Annotated in this window: 15 protein-coding genes; 7 read left to right on the top strand and 8 right to left on the bottom strand. The window is 42.7% G+C overall.

Annotated features, from left to right (window positions below):
- Positions 1 to 726 precede the first annotated feature (726 nt).
- Positions 727 to 1,293: a porin family protein gene (locus BSQ33_RS20895; protein WP_021021367.1), complete on the top strand. Its 567-nt coding sequence runs from the start codon at positions 727 to 729 to the stop codon at positions 1,291 to 1,293.
- A gap of 485 nt (positions 1,294 to 1,778) precedes the next feature.
- Here the strand turns inward: BSQ33_RS20895 and BSQ33_RS21730 are convergent, their stop codons facing one another.
- Positions 1,779 to 1,937, bottom strand: coding sequence for a hypothetical protein (locus tag BSQ33_RS21730; RefSeq protein WP_021021366.1), 159 nt, complete (start codon positions 1,935 to 1,937; stop codon positions 1,779 to 1,781).
- Between the two features lie 283 nt (positions 1,938 to 2,220).
- Positions 2,221 to 3,435 carry a type III PLP-dependent enzyme gene (locus BSQ33_RS20890; protein WP_088135220.1) on the bottom strand — a complete coding sequence of 405 codons (1,215 nt, stop codon included), beginning with the start codon at positions 3,433 to 3,435 and terminating at the stop codon, positions 2,221 to 2,223.
- 774 nt (positions 3,436 to 4,209) lie between these two features.
- Here BSQ33_RS20890 and BSQ33_RS20885 point away from each other — a divergent pair.
- Entirely contained in the window at positions 4,210 to 5,286 is a 1,077-nt protein-coding gene (locus tag BSQ33_RS20885; RefSeq protein ID WP_157721471.1) for a M35 family metallo-endopeptidase, read from the top strand.
- A gap of 116 nt (positions 5,287 to 5,402) precedes the next feature.
- Here the strand turns inward: BSQ33_RS20885 and BSQ33_RS20880 are convergent, their stop codons facing one another.
- Together BSQ33_RS20880 and BSQ33_RS20875 are read right to left on the bottom strand one after the other, a co-directional pair.
- Complete coding sequence (locus tag BSQ33_RS20880; RefSeq protein ID WP_021021363.1) at positions 5,403 to 5,624, bottom strand: DUF3820 family protein; 222 nt, start codon at positions 5,622 to 5,624, stop codon at positions 5,403 to 5,405.
- Positions 5,625 to 5,806: 182 nt separating this feature from the next.
- The gene (locus BSQ33_RS20875; protein WP_021021362.1) at positions 5,807 to 7,144 is read right to left on the bottom strand and encodes a 6-phospho-beta-glucosidase; all 1,338 of its coding nucleotides are present in this window, start codon (positions 7,142 to 7,144) and stop codon (positions 5,807 to 5,809) included.
- Positions 7,145 to 7,264: 120 nt separating this feature from the next.
- Between BSQ33_RS20875 and BSQ33_RS20870 the strand changes: the two genes are divergently transcribed.
- The 3 genes from BSQ33_RS20870 to speG all read left to right on the top strand — a co-directional run bounded on the left by BSQ33_RS20870 (position 7,265) and on the right by speG (position 9,813).
- Positions 7,265 to 8,185 (top strand): LysR substrate-binding domain-containing protein, encoded by a 921-nt coding sequence (locus tag BSQ33_RS20870; protein ID WP_021021361.1) that lies wholly within the window; start codon positions 7,265 to 7,267, stop codon positions 8,183 to 8,185.
- A 290-nt stretch (positions 8,186 to 8,475) separates the two neighbouring features.
- On the top strand, positions 8,476 to 8,961 hold the full coding sequence (locus BSQ33_RS20865) for an acyl-CoA thioesterase (protein WP_021021360.1): 486 nt from the start codon (positions 8,476 to 8,478) through the stop codon (positions 8,959 to 8,961).
- 309 nt (positions 8,962 to 9,270) lie between these two features.
- Positions 9,271 to 9,813 carry a spermidine N1-acetyltransferase gene (gene speG / locus BSQ33_RS20860; RefSeq protein WP_021021359.1) on the top strand — a complete coding sequence of 181 codons (543 nt, stop codon included), beginning with the start codon at positions 9,271 to 9,273 and terminating at the stop codon, positions 9,811 to 9,813.
- A gap of 192 nt (positions 9,814 to 10,005) precedes the next feature.
- Here the strand turns inward: speG and ppiC are convergent, their stop codons facing one another.
- Together ppiC and BSQ33_RS20850 are read right to left on the bottom strand one after the other, a co-directional pair.
- Positions 10,006 to 10,284 carry a peptidylprolyl isomerase PpiC gene (ppiC, locus tag BSQ33_RS20855; RefSeq protein ID WP_038177759.1) on the bottom strand — a complete coding sequence of 93 codons (279 nt, stop codon included), beginning with the start codon at positions 10,282 to 10,284 and terminating at the stop codon, positions 10,006 to 10,008.
- Positions 10,285 to 10,371: 87 nt separating this feature from the next.
- The gene (locus BSQ33_RS20850) at positions 10,372 to 11,733 is read right to left on the bottom strand and encodes a PAS domain-containing methyl-accepting chemotaxis protein (protein WP_332457871.1); all 1,362 of its coding nucleotides are present in this window, start codon (positions 11,731 to 11,733) and stop codon (positions 10,372 to 10,374) included.
- 337 nt (positions 11,734 to 12,070) lie between these two features.
- Between BSQ33_RS20850 and BSQ33_RS20845 the strand changes: the two genes are divergently transcribed.
- Positions 12,071 to 12,988, top strand: a complete 918-nt coding sequence (locus BSQ33_RS20845; protein WP_021021341.1) for a chemotaxis protein — start codon at positions 12,071 to 12,073, stop codon at positions 12,986 to 12,988.
- A 143-nt stretch (positions 12,989 to 13,131) separates the two neighbouring features.
- On the opposite strand, the gene BSQ33_RS20840 is transcribed toward BSQ33_RS20845, so the two are convergent.
- The gene (locus tag BSQ33_RS20840; protein ID WP_420070648.1) at positions 13,132 to 13,755 is read right to left on the bottom strand and encodes a hypothetical protein; all 624 of its coding nucleotides are present in this window, start codon (positions 13,753 to 13,755) and stop codon (positions 13,132 to 13,134) included.
- Positions 13,756 to 13,929: 174 nt separating this feature from the next.
- On the opposite strand from BSQ33_RS20840, the gene BSQ33_RS20835 reads away from it, so the two are divergent.
- Positions 13,930 to 15,468 carry a DUF3612 domain-containing protein gene (locus BSQ33_RS20835; RefSeq protein WP_088135217.1) on the top strand — a complete coding sequence of 513 codons (1,539 nt, stop codon included), beginning with the start codon at positions 13,930 to 13,932 and terminating at the stop codon, positions 15,466 to 15,468.
- Between the two features lie 42 nt (positions 15,469 to 15,510).
- Here BSQ33_RS20835 and BSQ33_RS20830 read toward each other — a convergent pair whose 3' ends face one another.
- Entirely contained in the window at positions 15,511 to 16,872 is a 1,362-nt protein-coding gene (locus tag BSQ33_RS20830; RefSeq protein WP_021021338.1) for a diguanylate cyclase, read from the bottom strand.
- Between the last annotated feature and the right edge of the window lie 260 nt (positions 16,873 to 17,132).

The following is a 17,132-nucleotide window of genomic DNA, read 5'->3' as shown; positions in this document are numbered from 1 at the left end:
GCACAAAACCCGCCATCGACTTCCCTTGACTTGATGCAATCTGTCGGTTCGGTGCTACGTTCCATATGAAGTCACTTGAGGAACAGTTAGTTAAGACCAATAGAACGCATGAAAATTCCCCGCGCATGACAATTGATAGCAACAGAAATCAAATATGCTCAACACAATGAATATGCGAAGTCACTTTGCAACACCGTGCCTCACTTTGTTCAGTCTCTGCATCAAGCAATCGTGGCATATCGCTTCTCTGTTATACCCAAATGACCTCAAGATGCAGTTTCAGCGAGAATCTCTAACGCAGTCTCTGAGTTCAGTGAACTCGCCCTTCGGGAGTGCTTCAATCGGCATCTTGAGGTTACTTGGGTATAGTTGCGATGGATAATGAAATAATTTCTACCGGCAAATCTACCGACAAAAATGTTATTATTAAAAACCCTGAAAATAATTCAATCTCTATGAATAATTTACCGACACAACCATATGAACTAAATATTTAACTCCAACTTTAACTTATTCATGACAAAGAAATAACATGAACTGTTTTTTTTGAGTTAAACTTAAAGGGTGTTTTAGCAAAGGTCGGCATAAATATAATCATCATGAAAATAATATTTTGAACTCATTAATTATATTGACATGATTGTTTTTATTTAAAACAGACGACTACGCTAAATAATATTCGGCATCAATAATGATGACTTATTCAAAATCACTAGGAGTAAAAAGATGAAAAAGATCCTTCCAATTCTAGCGAGTACCATGGCTTTAACAACGTTCAGCACAATTTCACATGCAGCAGTTTTGGACGATGAAAGCGGGGTTTACGTTGGCGGTAACTACGGTTATGTCAAGATTGACGGCCAAGACGATTTTGATGATGACAATGATGTGATGCAGGGATTAATTGGTTTTAAATTAAACCGTTACATTGGTATTGAGGGGAGTTACATCGATTTTGGATCGTATGGTGGTAGCGCGGCAAGCGCTGAAACCGATGGTTATACCGCCGCTCTAAAATTGACAGCACCGATTGGTGATCGCGTAGAACTTTACGCGAAAGGCGGTCAGCTATGGTACACCACAGACTATGATATCTTAGGTGTGAGTGGCGATGAAGATGACGAAGCTGTATTTGCAGGTGCCGGTGTTGGATTTAAAATCACAGATAACTTCTTAGTCAATGCCGAATATACTTGGTATGACGTTGACTTAAATGCCAATGATATCAATAATGGTGCAGATACCAATACTGACTTCAAACAAGCAACCATTGGTGCTGAATATCGTTTCTAAATAATCATTTCTCAATCATGAATTAGAACAGTCGTTCAGTGAGCATTAATTGAAAAGCACTCGTCATGAGTGCTTTTTATTTTCTAATCATATCGCGTCATTAATATAGAAATTTTCATTTCGACATTTATCGGATCATCTATAATGACTTCAACATGCTTACCATATTAAAAACAATGGTGTTCTGCCATTGAATCAAATCTCTCGAACCAAACAATCGTTCGCACCTCACCCCATTGATGACGTTACTGACACGATGAAGTGATTAACACGAGCTGATTCACGCATTAACTGAACTGAACTCAGCATAGTCTTGACGTACGGCATAACCAGCGTAAACCACACAAAATGGTCATAGACACGGAAGAGAATAAAGGGAAGAGATTGGATGGTGGATGATATTCATTCGGTGGGCGTATCCGACGTCATCGGAACAAAGCCACCGAATTCAAAACAATAAGCATTGCAATCAGGATGGGGTTATCTTAATTCACCCAAGTTAAAGCAAGCATAAAGGTAATGACAGCTGTTACACCAAACATAGCGAAGATGCCAGCAAGCTCTTTAACCGTATTGACAGCAGACTCGCTCATTTTTGTTTTAGGAACAGTAACATTAATTTGTGAAGAAAGCATTGAACTCATGACTCGGCTCCTACCGTTATTTTATTTCACAACCAAGCGTTGTTTAGTGCAAATTATCATCAATTATGTGACTCAAGTCAACATTATTAGTAATTTAATTACGATAAATTTGTAATTATCAATGCGCATTCATAAAAACTTGATGTGTTTCAAATAAATAAATCATGTCTGTCGTGACGTGGCTAGCACCACGAGCGATTAAATGAGAGTAAGCCACTGACACGTAGGCCGTGGCTTTTTCGAAATGGTACTGTCGCACCAAAATATAGTGGTGAAGGCAACCTTAACCGATAAGTCTTTCTCTGCTGATGGCTTGCTCATGCAACACATCTTCATTCAACACAATGGTTTGAGCGCGTTTGAAGAAATTGAAATCCGTCGCTGTGGCACTGGTGTAAGCCCCCATCATGCAACCAACAATAAGATCTCCATTCTCCAGTCGAGGCAGCATGATGTCTTCAGCGATCACATCAATGCTGTCACAAGTTGGACCGGCCAAAACACTCGGTAACAATTCACCACCTTGCTTCAACGTCACCAACGGATACTGTGCATCATCGAACATCAGCCCACTGAAAGAGCCGTAAATACCATCATCAAGGTAGTACCACATTTGACCTTCCCTTTCAGCTTGCCCCATAACGGAAGCAACACTCATGACCGCCGGTGCCACGATAAAACGCCCGGGCTCAGCCAGAACCTGTACGGTTTCCGGTAATTCGTTCAACACGTCATGAATGGGGATACAAAATTGCTCAATCGGCATCACCTGTTTTGTATAACTGACAGGAAAACCACCACCGATATCCAACGTGCTCAGCGCAGGTAATCCGCGCGCAACAACCTCTTCCATCACAGTTTTACTCGTCCGGATCGCATCAACATACTTTTGTGGGTCAGTCGTCTGAGAACCGACATGGAAAGAGAGGCCTTTAATCCGAATCTTCCATGCTTGGGCCGTTTCAATAATGGTCAGAGCCTGATCGGGAGAACAACCGAATTTCTTCGATAGATCCGCAAAGGCTTCTGCATTCCGAAAACTCAAACGTACCAGCAACTCCACCTCATCCTTGTAAGGTTTAAACTTTGCCAACTCATTCAGGTTATCGACCACAAAGACAGAACAGCCATATGCTAATGCATCACGAATATCCGCATCACGTTTGATCGGATGCGTATGGATCGTGCGTTCAGCAGGTACACCTGCTTGGGCAGCCAGTTCAACTTCACCACTGGTAGCCAGATCAAAGCTTGCTCCTTCGTCGAGCAACGTTCTGACGACGACCGGATGCGGCAGAGGTTTCAGGGCGAAATGAAGCGTGACATTCGGTAAGGCATGATTCAGAGCGCGATATTGCTGACGAATGGTCTCGCAATCTAACATCAGTAGTGGCGCACCGAATTGTGACACGGACGATTCAATTAAACGGACGTCATCCGCAGAAAGCGTTCTAGCAGCAAAAGATTGAAAATTTAATACAGAATGGGCGTGAGCCATCGCAAACCTCCGGGAGCAAACACTTTTCATCGGACTATTTTTTATGAAAAGTGGAGCGTCAATAAAAGCGTCAATACGCTGTCAAAGTCACTCTTGGATAGTTGCTCTATCGCCTTGCCACATAGGTGTGATGTACTCGGATTGGCTATCATCAAGAAGCCGGCTGATAATAAGTTCATGTGGGGACAGACGCAATAAGAAACCGCTCGGCAACCCTCAAAAATTTTTTATGGTCAAGATAAAGTTTATTCATAGAACATCTAATGTGCATTTAAAATCGCAATTTTATATTTTTCAACCAGTTAATATAAAAAGTAGACATAATCAATAGTTCTGTTAATTTAACTCTATCAACACCCCACTAATAATAAATTTACAAGTAGAAATACACCATCATTAAAAATCTATAATTTTCGGTTTAAAAAATAATTCAACCAGACAAATTATATTATGAAAATATTTTATTAACGCAATAAAAATCAACAACATAAAAAATAAAAATCGAGATTGAAAATCCATAAATTATTAACAATTAAGTAGATATATGTTTATTTTATTATCATTAAAACCAAAAAAATGTTCCCGAATTTATTTCACTCTTTACACATTCACATAAATAAAACATAATTAAAAAAATAATAACAAATGAAAGTTTAAATAATGTTTAAAGTAAAACAGACTTACTTTAAACATACTGCGACGAATGATTGATATTCACTGAGTCGTAACAATATCGATGATTCATGAACCATGAAACAAAATGGAGCTTATCCAATGAATAAGGCAACAAATTTATTGTTGAGTGCAATCGTAGGAAGTATGTCATCTCTGGCTTATGCCCACTCTCTGGATGTCACCGTTACCCCTTTAAATCAATCTTATGGTGAAGGCAGTGATGTCAAAGTTGAACTAAGCATTACCAACAATGGGCAGGATAATATCGATGTACTCGATTGGTATCTCATCAATCACAGCAAACTGCAAAAGAATGCTTTCACCGTCACAGTCGATGGAGAAGCGGTCGCCTATACAGGCCCGATTATTAAACGGCCTGCCCCGACAGCTAAAGATTATATGACATTGTCTGCCGGACAGACGGTTACCCAAACGGTTGATCTGTCTTCTTTCTATGACATGACTCGTGAAGGGACATACAGCGTTCAGTTCAATGTCACCGCATTGGATTTAATTAAGTCTGAAGCACAATCGAAACTACAGGCCGACGATCAAGTTCAGACACTCAGCTCAAATGATGTCAGTTTCTGGGTTGAGGGTGTTCACCCAAAGGTCGCAACCATCAATGAGTCTGAACTCAATGTCGCTGAATTGAGAGGCGGAATCAGCTATCTCGGCAATTGCTCAAATAGCCAGAAAAGTCAAATCAGTTCTGCGGTTAGCGCAGCACGAAGCATGTCCGGTTCAGCTTACAGTTATTTACGGGCAGGTTCAGTAACGTCCCGCTATACCACTTGGTTTGGTTCTTATTCAAGTGGTCGTTACAATACCGTTAAAGGACATTTCCAAAAGATCACTGACGCGCTGCAAAACCGAACAGTCACCGCTGACTGTTATTGTGAGGGCAGCCTTTCCAATGCATATGCTTACGTTTATCCGAATCAACCCTATCGTATCCACTTATGCAACGCCTTCTGGTCTGCTCCGACGACAGGCACGGACTCAAAAGCCGGTACTCTGATTCATGAAATGAGCCATTTCACAGTCAATGGCGGTACGGACGATATTGCTTACGGACAATATAATGCACGTCGTCTGGCCCAATCATCACCAAATCAGGCCGTCAATAACGCAGATTCTCATGAATACTTTGCGGAGAATACCCCTCGTTTATAATGGGGCTCTGTTCTAGCCGAAAGCACTACGAGCCGGTGCTTTCGGCTGATTACCAAAGCTGAATACAACGACTTCACCATCATATTCATCCCTGCCCGCGGTTATACAACAAATTTTCAAGATTGCCGCTTCAATGGTTTAACGAGACGATCCAATCCCTCAACTTTCAAAGTCAAACAGAGTTGCATCAATTCCCCGAGTTCTCCCTGAGGAAATTCGCCTTTGTTTTGAAACCACAATAAGTACTCTTCCGGTAAATCAATTAATACGCGTCCGGCATAACGGCCAAATGGCATTTTCATCGTTGCCAGTTTCAGCAAACTCTCTTTTTGTAGCATCACGGATATCTTTATTTGTTGAAGTTATGGGTATTCTAATCGATTCTGCCTCTCCTTTTCTCTTCATTATTCACATCAACATATATATTTCTCGCCATAGAATAGCTATGACTCAAATCTCTGCCTTGCCTCTGAGCCCAGTGGTTCTCGCTGAAACTGCATCTTGAGGTCATTTGGGTATATTAGTGGTTACTCACCGAATCTAACATCCAACGAAACTGGGGCATATAATCTAAGTTTTCTTGAACGGTTTCTTGCAGGGCTTCATCTAAGACTGTACCGGTATTGACAATAGGATTGAGGATGAGTCCTCGTTTCGCAGCAACCAAATCACCTTTCACCGCGGCTTCAACCGTGAGTGTTTCAAACGTTTTCATCAGTTGAATCAGACGTAATGTATCCTCTGGAAATGGTTCAACATTCAAGGGAAGCGGGCCACTTTTAGTAATGACAGAACTCACTTCTACAGCGCAATCATCCGGTAAACCACTAATCGCACCATGATTGCGTGTATTAACGTGCATGACTGTTCGCTTGTCGTTGTAAATAGAAGCCATCAACTCACATGCGGCTTCTGAATAATATTGACCGCCACGCTGTTCCAATTCTTTGGGTTTCTCTGCCAAATCCGGATTCTTATAAATATCAAACAAACGCTTTTCCATGGCTTTAACCACTTCGCCGCGAGTTCCCTCGCCATCAGCTTCTGCTTGCTCTTGCTTCATGATGTCATCACTGGTGTAGTAATAACGTAAATAAGCACAAGGGATCATGCCCATCTCTTGCAATAGATCTTTAGGCCAATCAAAAGGTGGGATATTTGACGGAACTAACGGATCATTCCCGTTTAAAATTTCATCCATTACCATATTTAATTTGTCCGTTCCTTGATGCAATATTTTGCGCACCCAAATCATATGGTTGAGACCAGCGACTTGCATAATGAATTCACCTTCACTGGCACCCAACATTTGCGCAATACCTTTCTCCATAATCACTGGGACATTACATAAACCGACGGCTTTAATATGGGTATATTTCAATACAGCTTCTGTGACCATACCTGACGGATTGGTGAAATTCAGTAACCATGCATCGGGACAAAGTTCTTCCATCTCCTTACAGATTTCTAAAGTAATTGGAATTGTCCGACATGCATTCGCAAAACCACCAAGCCCATTGGTTTCTTGCCCGATCATGCCGTACTTTAAAGAAATCCGTTCATCACGAATTCGACCATCAAGGCAACCCGCCCTAAATTGTGAACAGACAAAATCTGCATTTTTCAGGGCAAGACGACGATCAAGGGTGACTTTCACATCGATATTGACTCCCTTACGTTTAATCATGCGTTGCGCTAATTCAGCAATAATTTTGACTTTTTCTTTGCCATCTTCGATATCAACCAGCCATAGTTCAGCAACTGGCAGTTCATGATAACGATGCAGCAGACCTTCAATTAATTCTGGTGTATAGCTTGAGCCGCCACCAATCACGACAACTTTTAATTTATGATTCATTTTGCAATACTCTCTCGTGTGTCCTTCTTGTGTTCATTGCACCTGACAACCCGAACAGCGACAAACGAAATCGTGATATTTATGAATTAATATTTCTAATGCATAGGTCGATTCATACACATGGCAGATAAACAAAATATCTTAGCGAACCTTTATACTTTCAGCGTTGTAGCAAAATTTTTAAGTTTTACATTAGCAGCGGAAGAATTATGCCTGACTCAAGGAGCTGTCAGTCAAAGAATTAAAAAGCTTGAGGCAGATCTTGGTTTCACACTTTTTGTTCGTCTCACAAGAAAACTCGAGCTGACTGAAGATGGTCAGCGGATGCTCAGAACGCTAAGCACCTCCCTGTCAAATATCTTCACTGAAGTTGACGATATTCGCTTCAATGAATTAAGAGGAGAATTGTATATTGGGATCGCGCCAACATTTGCTCATCTATGGTTAGTCCCTAAAATGGCTGAATTTCAGCGTTTATATCCTTATCTGGATGTAAAGATGCGGGTCAAGGCAAGCAAACTGGACTTTCATCATCAACCGGTTGATATCGCTATTTACTACGGCAATGAAACCCACCCTGATTTTTATCACATCCGGCTATTTGATGAATACTTGGTTCCTGTATGTACCCCGGAATATGCTCAACGTCTGAATTTATATGAAAGTGAAGCGCGCCTGAAAGAAGCGACTTTTCTGCATTGCACAGAGTCGTTAGAATTTTTATCACCCTTAAGTGAGTGGCAGCATTGGTTAAATGCGACGGGCAGAAGCGCCAGTATTTTAAACCATAAGTATGTATTCAATCATGAAGAACTAACGATGGTTGCCGCTCGAAATTCAATGGGTATCGCCTTAGGCCGCTACCATACCATTCAATCGTACCTTGAAAGTGGTGCCTTGGTTTCACTATTTGAACAGGTTCCTTCAGGGTACGGTTATGATTTAATTTGTCCGAAAGGCCATGAAACACGGCCTAAATTACAGGCTTTTTTAAATTGGATGAAAAAATATATTGAATGTTATCACACTGATAATAAATAATATTTCCATTCATAATAAACAAATGACGCGACTGACTTGATCATGAACCTTGTCTCTCCCCTGTCAATGATCAGCATGACATATCCAGTCCATCTCCCGACATCGAATTCAAGCGCTGTTTCCATAATTTATTTCAAGTTTGCTTAATCTTCTTGACTTTTAAATTTTTGAGAATAAGTTTCTTTAACATTGCCCATGTTAAATATTTGTTGTAGTAATGTGCAGCTGCATGGGCGTTTTCGAACACTTTCAAGGTTCGGTTATATGCCACAATTGATGAGGACGTCGATATGACAAATAATAAAAGAGAGCTCACACTGCGTTTTCTGGCTGAGCCCAGCGATGTAAATTTCGGCGGTAAAGTTCACGGGGGAGCCGTGATGAAGTGGATCGACTTAGCCGCCTATGCCTGCTCTGCCGCTTGGAGTGGAAAATACTGTATTACAGCCTATGCTGGCGGTATCCGGTTTGTGGCCCCGATTCTGGTCGGTAACCTTGTCGAAGTAACCGCCAAAATCGTCTATACCGGACGAACATCCATGCATGTAGCAATCGACGTTCAGGCAAGTGATCCGAAGTTGCAAGAAAATCGACTGACCACACACTGTATTGTGATTATGGTGGCGGTCGATGAGCATGGAAAACCAAGCACGGTACCGGAGTGGTTACCTGTCACACCGGAAGACATTGCACTCAGAGAGTCAGCCATTCGTTTAATGAATATGCGTCAAGAAATCGGTGAAGAAATGGAAGCCCATGTCCAATATCTGAAATAATCCTCAACCCGTACAGGCCAGAGATATTCTGGTCTGTGATTTCTTTCCTTTACTTCCTTTTAGAACAAAAACATCGCTATTGCCTCGATGTTTATTTCATTCTCCAATCTTCCTTCAGCCTGCTGCATCATGCGGTTTTCTGAGAGTCTCGGGTGCCTGTCCTCTCAATGCCCTGCTCTCAACACCCCGGACGCTGCGAGCTTTCTGGTGCCTGTCCTGTCAACGTGCTATGTTATACGAGAATCTGATTCACATCGGCAGATGTGCCTTATGAAAAGACTTAACGCAAGATTAACTTCGGATCATTCCATGAAAAGTGAACTTTACCTGCGGGCATTAGAACGTCAGGATCTCCGTTTTATTCACAACCTTAATAATAATAGAAATATCATGTCATATTGGTTTGAAGAACCATATGAATCCTTTGATGAACTTGAAGAATTGTATAACAAACATATTCACGACAATGCAGAAAGACGTTTTGTCGTAGAAAATGAGAATAAACAGCTGATCGGTCTGGTTGAGTTAATTGAAATCAACTACATCCACAGAAGCGCTGAGTTTCAGATCATTATTACCCCTGAATATCAGGGAAGAGGTTATGCCTTAGATCTCATCAACAAAGCATTGGATTACTCATTTACCATTCTCAATCTGCACAAAATTTACCTCCACGTTGCGATCAACAATGAAGTGGCAATTTATCTGTATCGTAAAGCCGGTTTTATTGAAGAAGGGCATCTGATTGAAGAGTTCTTTATTAATGGACGCTATCAGGATGTCAAACGGATGTATATTTTACAACATGACTATCTGAGCAAGACCAAAGCACTCTCAGATTTGTCAGAATAACCAATCATCGACGGATTCGGTGAAAACGCCATATGTTTAGAGTCGTGTATGCGTGGTGAGCGCCAAGCAAGAAAATAGACGAGTTGGAAAATGTATGGCGTTCGGCAACGGGTCACATTCACCATCTTGTGATAGATGTTGTCACCCAATCAACAGTGACCGACCCGATAACGAGAAGACGAAAACGCCCACTCACGTCCGGTACAACACTTTAATCACGTGCCAGCCAAATTTGGTTTTGACAATCTGAGGTTTGAGCACTTCCCCACGGAAACAAGCTTTGTCAAATGCGGGCACCATTTGCCCCTGACGAAACTCTCCCAAATCTCCCCCTTTCTTGCCGGAAGGACACAAAGAGTACTTTCGGGCAAGCGTTTGAAATTTAGCACCTTTCTTAAGCTGCTGTAGAATGTCTTCAGCCTGGTTCTGATGTTTCACCAAAATATGCAATGCTGCTGCTGTTCTTGCCATTGAATCGCCTCCCGTTTAAAGGACGCGAAGTGTAGCGGACTTCATCAATGAAGTCACGATCCACACCCAATCACCAATCCTGTTACCTTACAGTTTCTGATGGAACTCTTCGATCGCACCTACGACTTTTTTCGCCCCATCCTGAATATCAGCTATCACAATACCAGCATCATTCGAAAGCTGTAGACCGTCTTTCGCTCTCAGTTGACCATTTTCAATCAACCCAACCGCGTTTTCTGTCAGTTTCTGGTTCTTTGACACCACATCCACGATTTCAGAAGTGGTTTTACTGGTGCGTAAGGCAAGCTCTCTGACTTCATCGGCGACGACAGCAAAACCACGTCCCTGATCACCGGCTCTGGCCGCCTCAATAGCGGCATTCAAAGCAAGCAAGTTGGTTTGATCGGCAATCCCGCTGATGTTGCCAACCAGATCACTGACCTTCTTAGAAAGCTCATCCAGATCCTTGATCCCTTGGCAGGCATGAATCATCTGTTGTTCAAGGTCTTCCATGGTCTGAATCGTATCCTGAATGACAACCTGTGCTTTTGCAGCCTGAGTATCGGTTGACTGCGATGTTTCGTAGGCAATGTGTGCAGCTTCAGAAATGGCCCTTTCCCGATTCATCTGTTCGGTGATCACAGAAGCAAATTTTACAACTTTATAGAGTTCGCCATGGTTGTTGTGAATCGGATTATAAGACGCTTCCAGCCACACGATATTGCCATACTTATCAACTCGCTTAAATCGATCCGAGATAAAATTTCCTCTCCTTAACTCACGCCAAAATTCTTCATAGTCAGGAGAGTTATAGATCTCCGGTTCACAAAAAATACGATGATGCTTGCCGACAATTTCTTCTTTTTTATACCCCGTTGCGCGAAGAAAATTATCATTTGCGGTCAACACATGCCCGTCGAGATCAAATTCAATCACAGCTGTCGAACGCAGCAATGCGGCAATCATATCTTCATGATCTCTTGAAGCACGGATGGTTTGGGTAAGTTCAGACGCATAAAGTAAAAAATATTGCAATTGCTTATCCGTATCGTAAATCGGCTGCAAAATCGCCCGTAACCATGATTCTTCACCGTTCCCTTTTTGCAATTGCAGCGCACCATTCCAGTGTTTACCGTCTTTCAGTGCATGACTCAATCGTTGATAATGTCCGGTCGAACGATCTTTCGGGGGCACCATATCGGTGAGCTTACATCCTTCCACATTGTGTGACTCGTATTTCATCTCTTTACAAAAAAGCGAATTCACCGAACTGACCAAACCTCTCGAGTCCAGCTTCATCGTTAACATCTCTTTACCAAGACTGTCATGCATCTGTTTAATCGAATGAAGCTCTTTCTTTAAAGCTTCATTTTCTTTGACAAGGGAGCGGTTAAAAAGCATGAAGTACACCTCTTTCTCAACACCAATAGACAAGACTCTTTTTATCATAGTAGACATTCTTTATATCGACATGAGTAATATAAATGTTACAGCGTGTTAACTTCGCAAAATTCGTCAAGCGATCAGATGAATACGGGCTGCGATAGACTGAATATCAGCTCCCCTTCACGAAAAATCGGGCATAAAATAGCCAGAACAATCGATAAAGTACCATTTTGCAGTATGCTTATGAGTAAGCGTGTAATCTTCGCAATGACACTTGGATGTGATGTCTGTTCCAGAAACAAAACTCTAGAGGCAACTCAACGTACCAGTCGATTGAAACTCGCATCTTAGTGCAATTTAAGTATATTATTGGCGTAAGTATTTTTTAAGGTAAATCGTCATGGCGAAAACCGTTAGTAAAGCCAATCAATCGCAAGGGATGTTGATGTTTACACTCAATCTGAAACGTCAATTGTTTGCTATTGGCACCTTAAAGATTCGAGAAATTGTGTCTTATCAGCCGATGACACAAATCCCGTATTCTCATCGCAATGTTGTTGGTACAGTCACCATTCGTAATATGACCATTCCCGTGATAGATATGGCTGCGGCTATTGGTTTCCGGCCAATTCCACCAGAGGACTATCAAAATTGTTATTTGATCGTTACCGACTGTCTGCGTACTGTCGTTGCATTTATGGTTCGGTCGATTGAAAAAATTATTGAATGTGACTGGCGCTCGATTGAGTCAGCACCGTCAACTGCCGGACATCACATTTTTGTTACTGGCATCACGCGTTATCAGGACAATATCGTCCAAATGCTGGATGTTGAACTTCTCCTGTCGAAGATATATCCCCAATACGAAGCGACCAAAATTCCGATTCTGACGGATGTAGAGCGAGAAAAGCTCAAATCCTTTAATATTTTACTCGTTGATGATTCGAGCCTGGCCCGGAAACAGTTAGCGGATGCTTTGGACGGTATCAATATCCCCTATGAGATTTGCAAGAACGGGGCTGAGGGGTTGCAATTAATGCGCAATCGAGCAGAACAAGGATCCCCGATCGACATTCTGGTCAGCGATATCGAAATGCCGGGTCTTGACGGCTATGAGTTAGCATTCGAAATTCAGAATGATGATACCCTGAACCATGCCTACATTATCCTCCATACCTCACTTTCCAGTGAGATCTGTGTTGATCGCGCCCGTCAGGTCGGTGCCCATCAAGCACTGGAAAAATTTCACGCAACCGAGTTAGTCGAAGCCATGCTGAGTGGGGCGACAAAACTGCAAGAGCGTGCTTTTAGCAGCTAACGGTTAATACAACTGTTTATGCATTAAAAAACTCTCGATCAACACACCAGCCGCGTATGGATTGCTTGGCAACCGATACGCGGCTATTGATGTGTACTGAGTGATGTGAATGAACGAAGATAAGCAAGCAAAGCGCAATCGCATCAAGCTCTGAATGCGTCAAGATTGAAACTGATCCCCAACTGATAATCCGCTTCATCTTTAGACTGATATTCTTTGTTTTCACTGCACATCTGTGGATGCCCCTGTCCATCCGCTTTCACCAAACTGACCCAATGACGAAGGCCTAACGTTGCATGACTTTCTGACGCGACGGAGTTCAAGTGGGTATAAGTTTCCAATTGAATGTCGTCAACCAAAACCAGCTCGGGCATTCCCGTTCCTTTGCCATTCCCTAACGTCACTTCAACGTGACATCCATCGCCATTGCGAAACAAAATTGCTTCCGGGCCATTGCGTTCCCCAAGGTAGGCAACGAAATGTTGCGGATAACGCAGCCCGGTATGACGTCCGTCCTCAAAATAAGCCATCAAGTGATGGTAATCGATCACATATCCTGTCACATCACGATGTGATCCTTCATGCAATGGGAAAAGCTGGTCAAGTAACTGCTTCGCCTGTAATTGTTTTTCTTGTGTCTGTCCTGCCCCCAACGACTCCACGGACATGACCATCTCGGTAATAAACTGACCTGACTGTTGCTCATATGATGAGTCATTTGATTTTAACGCACGATCAGTCTCTAACGAACGCTGTAACATTGGCATATTCATTCATACATCCCCTTTGTAGCAAACACTCTCCGTTTCACACTTTCCATTTCACAAAACCACACCATGCAATACTCTTTTTTGGCTGTGTCGTGCTTTTGCTTACTTTTTAGACTAATCTATTTTTATACACAATTTCACAACAAAAATTTTACAGTGTGAATTTTACAAATGACCGCATCTAAAAGCTTAATTCGACAGTCTCACTTTCTGGGCACTAAAGTCAGAAATTTGAGAAAGCGAAATCATCTGACGATGGAAGATTTATCATCTCGTTGTATTCGCCTGAATCCTGAATATGCCCCCTCGGTGTCTTATCTCTCGATGATTGAACGAGGCAAACGGGTACCAAGCATTGAGATGCTTGCAGTGATCGCTGAAGTCTTTCAAAAAAGCCCACAGTGGTTTCTCGACGATCAACCGGAACAGATCAATATCACCCCGGATAGAGGAAGTCGGGGGGGCATCAATGGGATGGCGCTCGAACCCAGCTTTTTGTTTTCACAAGATATTCTCCAGATTGCGATTCCGGAGATGTTATCTCAAACAGGTATCACCGGTCGTCAGTTCGCCCAATTACTCATCCGGGCGCATCAAGAAAGCCTACAAAATCATTTTCCGGATCTGGAGCGCGCAGCAGAAAACATCGGACTCAAAAAACTGAATCTGACGGTTGAGGATCTGACGGATATTGCCAGACATTTGGGGCTCACGATTCACTGGTTTTCACAAGCCCCTCAAGACGTTCAAGATGAGTTGGGACTCTGTGCCAAACAACTCGTCACCTCTTATTTTGAATCACCGAACAGGATTTACCTCAATGAGGTGATGAAGCATCATCCGACTCGCCTCAAGTATGATCTCGCGGTATACATCGGCCACAATATTCTTCACAGTAAGGATGGCTGTAAAACGGTTCTCTCTATCGGCCATACCAGTAGCTGGGAAGATATGGCCAATCCACAAACCAGTTATGAACTCAACTCAAAAGATATCTTACAGGCCTGGCGAGATTTCGAATCCAGCTTTTTTGCCGGGGCGCTACTCTGTCCGAAAGTCCCATTCCGGCAACTGCTGGATCGCAACGGTTATGAAATCAGCGTCCATCAGAAAGTCGGGGTGTCCCCATCCGTTGCCATGCGCAGAATGACTGTGGTCTCCCCTTATCCTTACTGGCATTACTTTGATGCCTATGGCGAAGGGAAGCTCAAAGCCGTCTATCGTGGCAACGGGATTCCACTCCCCTGGGGCAATATGAGGACAGTCAACGATCCCTGCCAACACTGGGCTGTCTTTCGGCAACTGAAACATCCACAGTCATCCAGCTCCGCTCAAATTTCACTGCTCAATGTCGGAGATGAACCCAGAATCTACTGTTGTGAATCGCTGAATCTTGTCGATCCTGCGGGGAATAATCGGGTGTTATGTGCCGGCATTGATTTGAATCCGGCGATCAATGCTCAGGGAGGTGATGCCCAGCAAATGGCGATGGAACTGAAAGAATCCTGTGTCAGAAACGGCGGGATGTCAGCGATACCGCCAGCGATTCAGAATGAACTGACAACACTGGCAAAAATACTCAATATCAAATGGATAGAACGCGGCATCATCAACGATGCCCGGTTAATCTGTCCCAGAGGTAGTGTCTGTCCCCGGAAGCCGAGTTGCTACAACACGTCACCCGACAATATTATCGCGACGGATCAATAACACTGTCGGGGCTCTGTCGATGAGTCTGGGATTCACAGGAACTCAGGACGAAGATTTTTCATCATACATTTCATTATCAGCATGATGGATCATCTCGTTAACGCTCTGCATTTCTGGGCTGTAGCGTGTATACCCGACACTAATACCAACCGGAATCGCAAGCTCACCACAAATCACTGGGGTGACACCAACCGCATGACGCACTCGATCCATAATTTTCCGTAAGTCTTCCCCTTTTTCGCCGCCTTTCAACAAGACTAAAAATTCGTCACCGCCAATCCGTGCCGCACAATCGTTGTCCCGAATCGCATTTTCAATCCGTCGGGCACACTCCACCAACACCTGATCCCCAACATTATGTCCATGGGTGTCATTGATTGTCTTAAATTTATTCACATCGATACACAGTAAGGCAAAACCCATCGGTTGTTTGGCGCGTTTTTCTCGCTCGAAATATCGATTCAGTTCACTCATAAAATAACGGCGATTCGGTAGATGAGTCAGTTCATCATAGAGAGAAAGACGATTCGATTTATCGTAAAGACGATAAATCACCAGAAAAGAAGCAATAAGAAATATCAGTAACAGATAGCCAATCACACGCACAATATTGGTCTGAAACCAAGGTACTTGATCAAGAATATTAACGTTGTCCTGCTCTGCAATTGCAATTCTCCAGGAGCCATGCGGAAAATAGATCATCTCTTGAGCAAACGCATGTTGGAAAACATCTGGTTCTCCCCAGAACACAGGACCCAGCTCTCCCGAACTGTCTTTCCCTCGAATTGCAATATCATAGCCGGGCAGAACTTCATCAACCTTAAGGGACTGAAGCAAACTATCAATATCAATATCGACACTGATCACCCCCCAGTAAAATTGATTGTATGGCGGGTCAAGAAAAACCGGACAGCGCGCAATAATGACCTGCTTCCCCGCCCCTCTCTCAATCGGACCTGCAATAAAAATTTCTTTTAATTCATGCGCTTGTTTAACCGTTTTCCACTGTTCAGGCATTGTCCGAAAATCCAGCCCGACGACTTTTTGGTTTCCTTTCAACGGGTAGACATACTCAATAATATCATTGGGGGCAAGACTCAATGATCGAATGTATTTCCCTTGCTCCATAATACGCTGCGAGACTTTTTCCCAACTTTCTGCAACGGTACTGGCATTCACAGTCGTCAACGTTGACAAACTTTTCGCCACATAAATATCGGCCAGAATCGTTGCTTCCAGCTTAAATCGAATAATGGAAAGTTCCTCTGTTGTCCTACTTTGAATTTCTTGACGCATCACCTCTTGGTGACGCTGGAAAATAAATTCAACCAACACCATCAAAATACAGGCAAGTAAGACAAGAAAACCAATCACTGTCCATTTTTTGAACAGAATGTCGCGCATAATGCTCCTCTCTCATGAGGGACTGGTGTGAATATGTCTTATTCCGCCAGTCATGAAATAGTCATTGACCTGATCAATAGAAAAAAGAGCACTCTGACATTAAAAATTTATTAAAATCAAAAGTTCATATCAGAATAGCCACTTTCAACCAATAAGAACGCCTTACTAGGGGCTGTTGTCAATAAACACAATATAAAACAAGACTAAACCTGATTTATTTTTTCATTTAAAGTATCAAGAATCACAGTGCAGAAGTACCG

Source organism: Vibrio gazogenes (assembly GCF_002196515.1).
Classification (GTDB): Bacteria; Pseudomonadota; Gammaproteobacteria; order Enterobacterales; family Vibrionaceae; genus Vibrio; species Vibrio gazogenes_A.
This window is presented reverse-complemented; position numbering and strand designations above follow the sequence as displayed.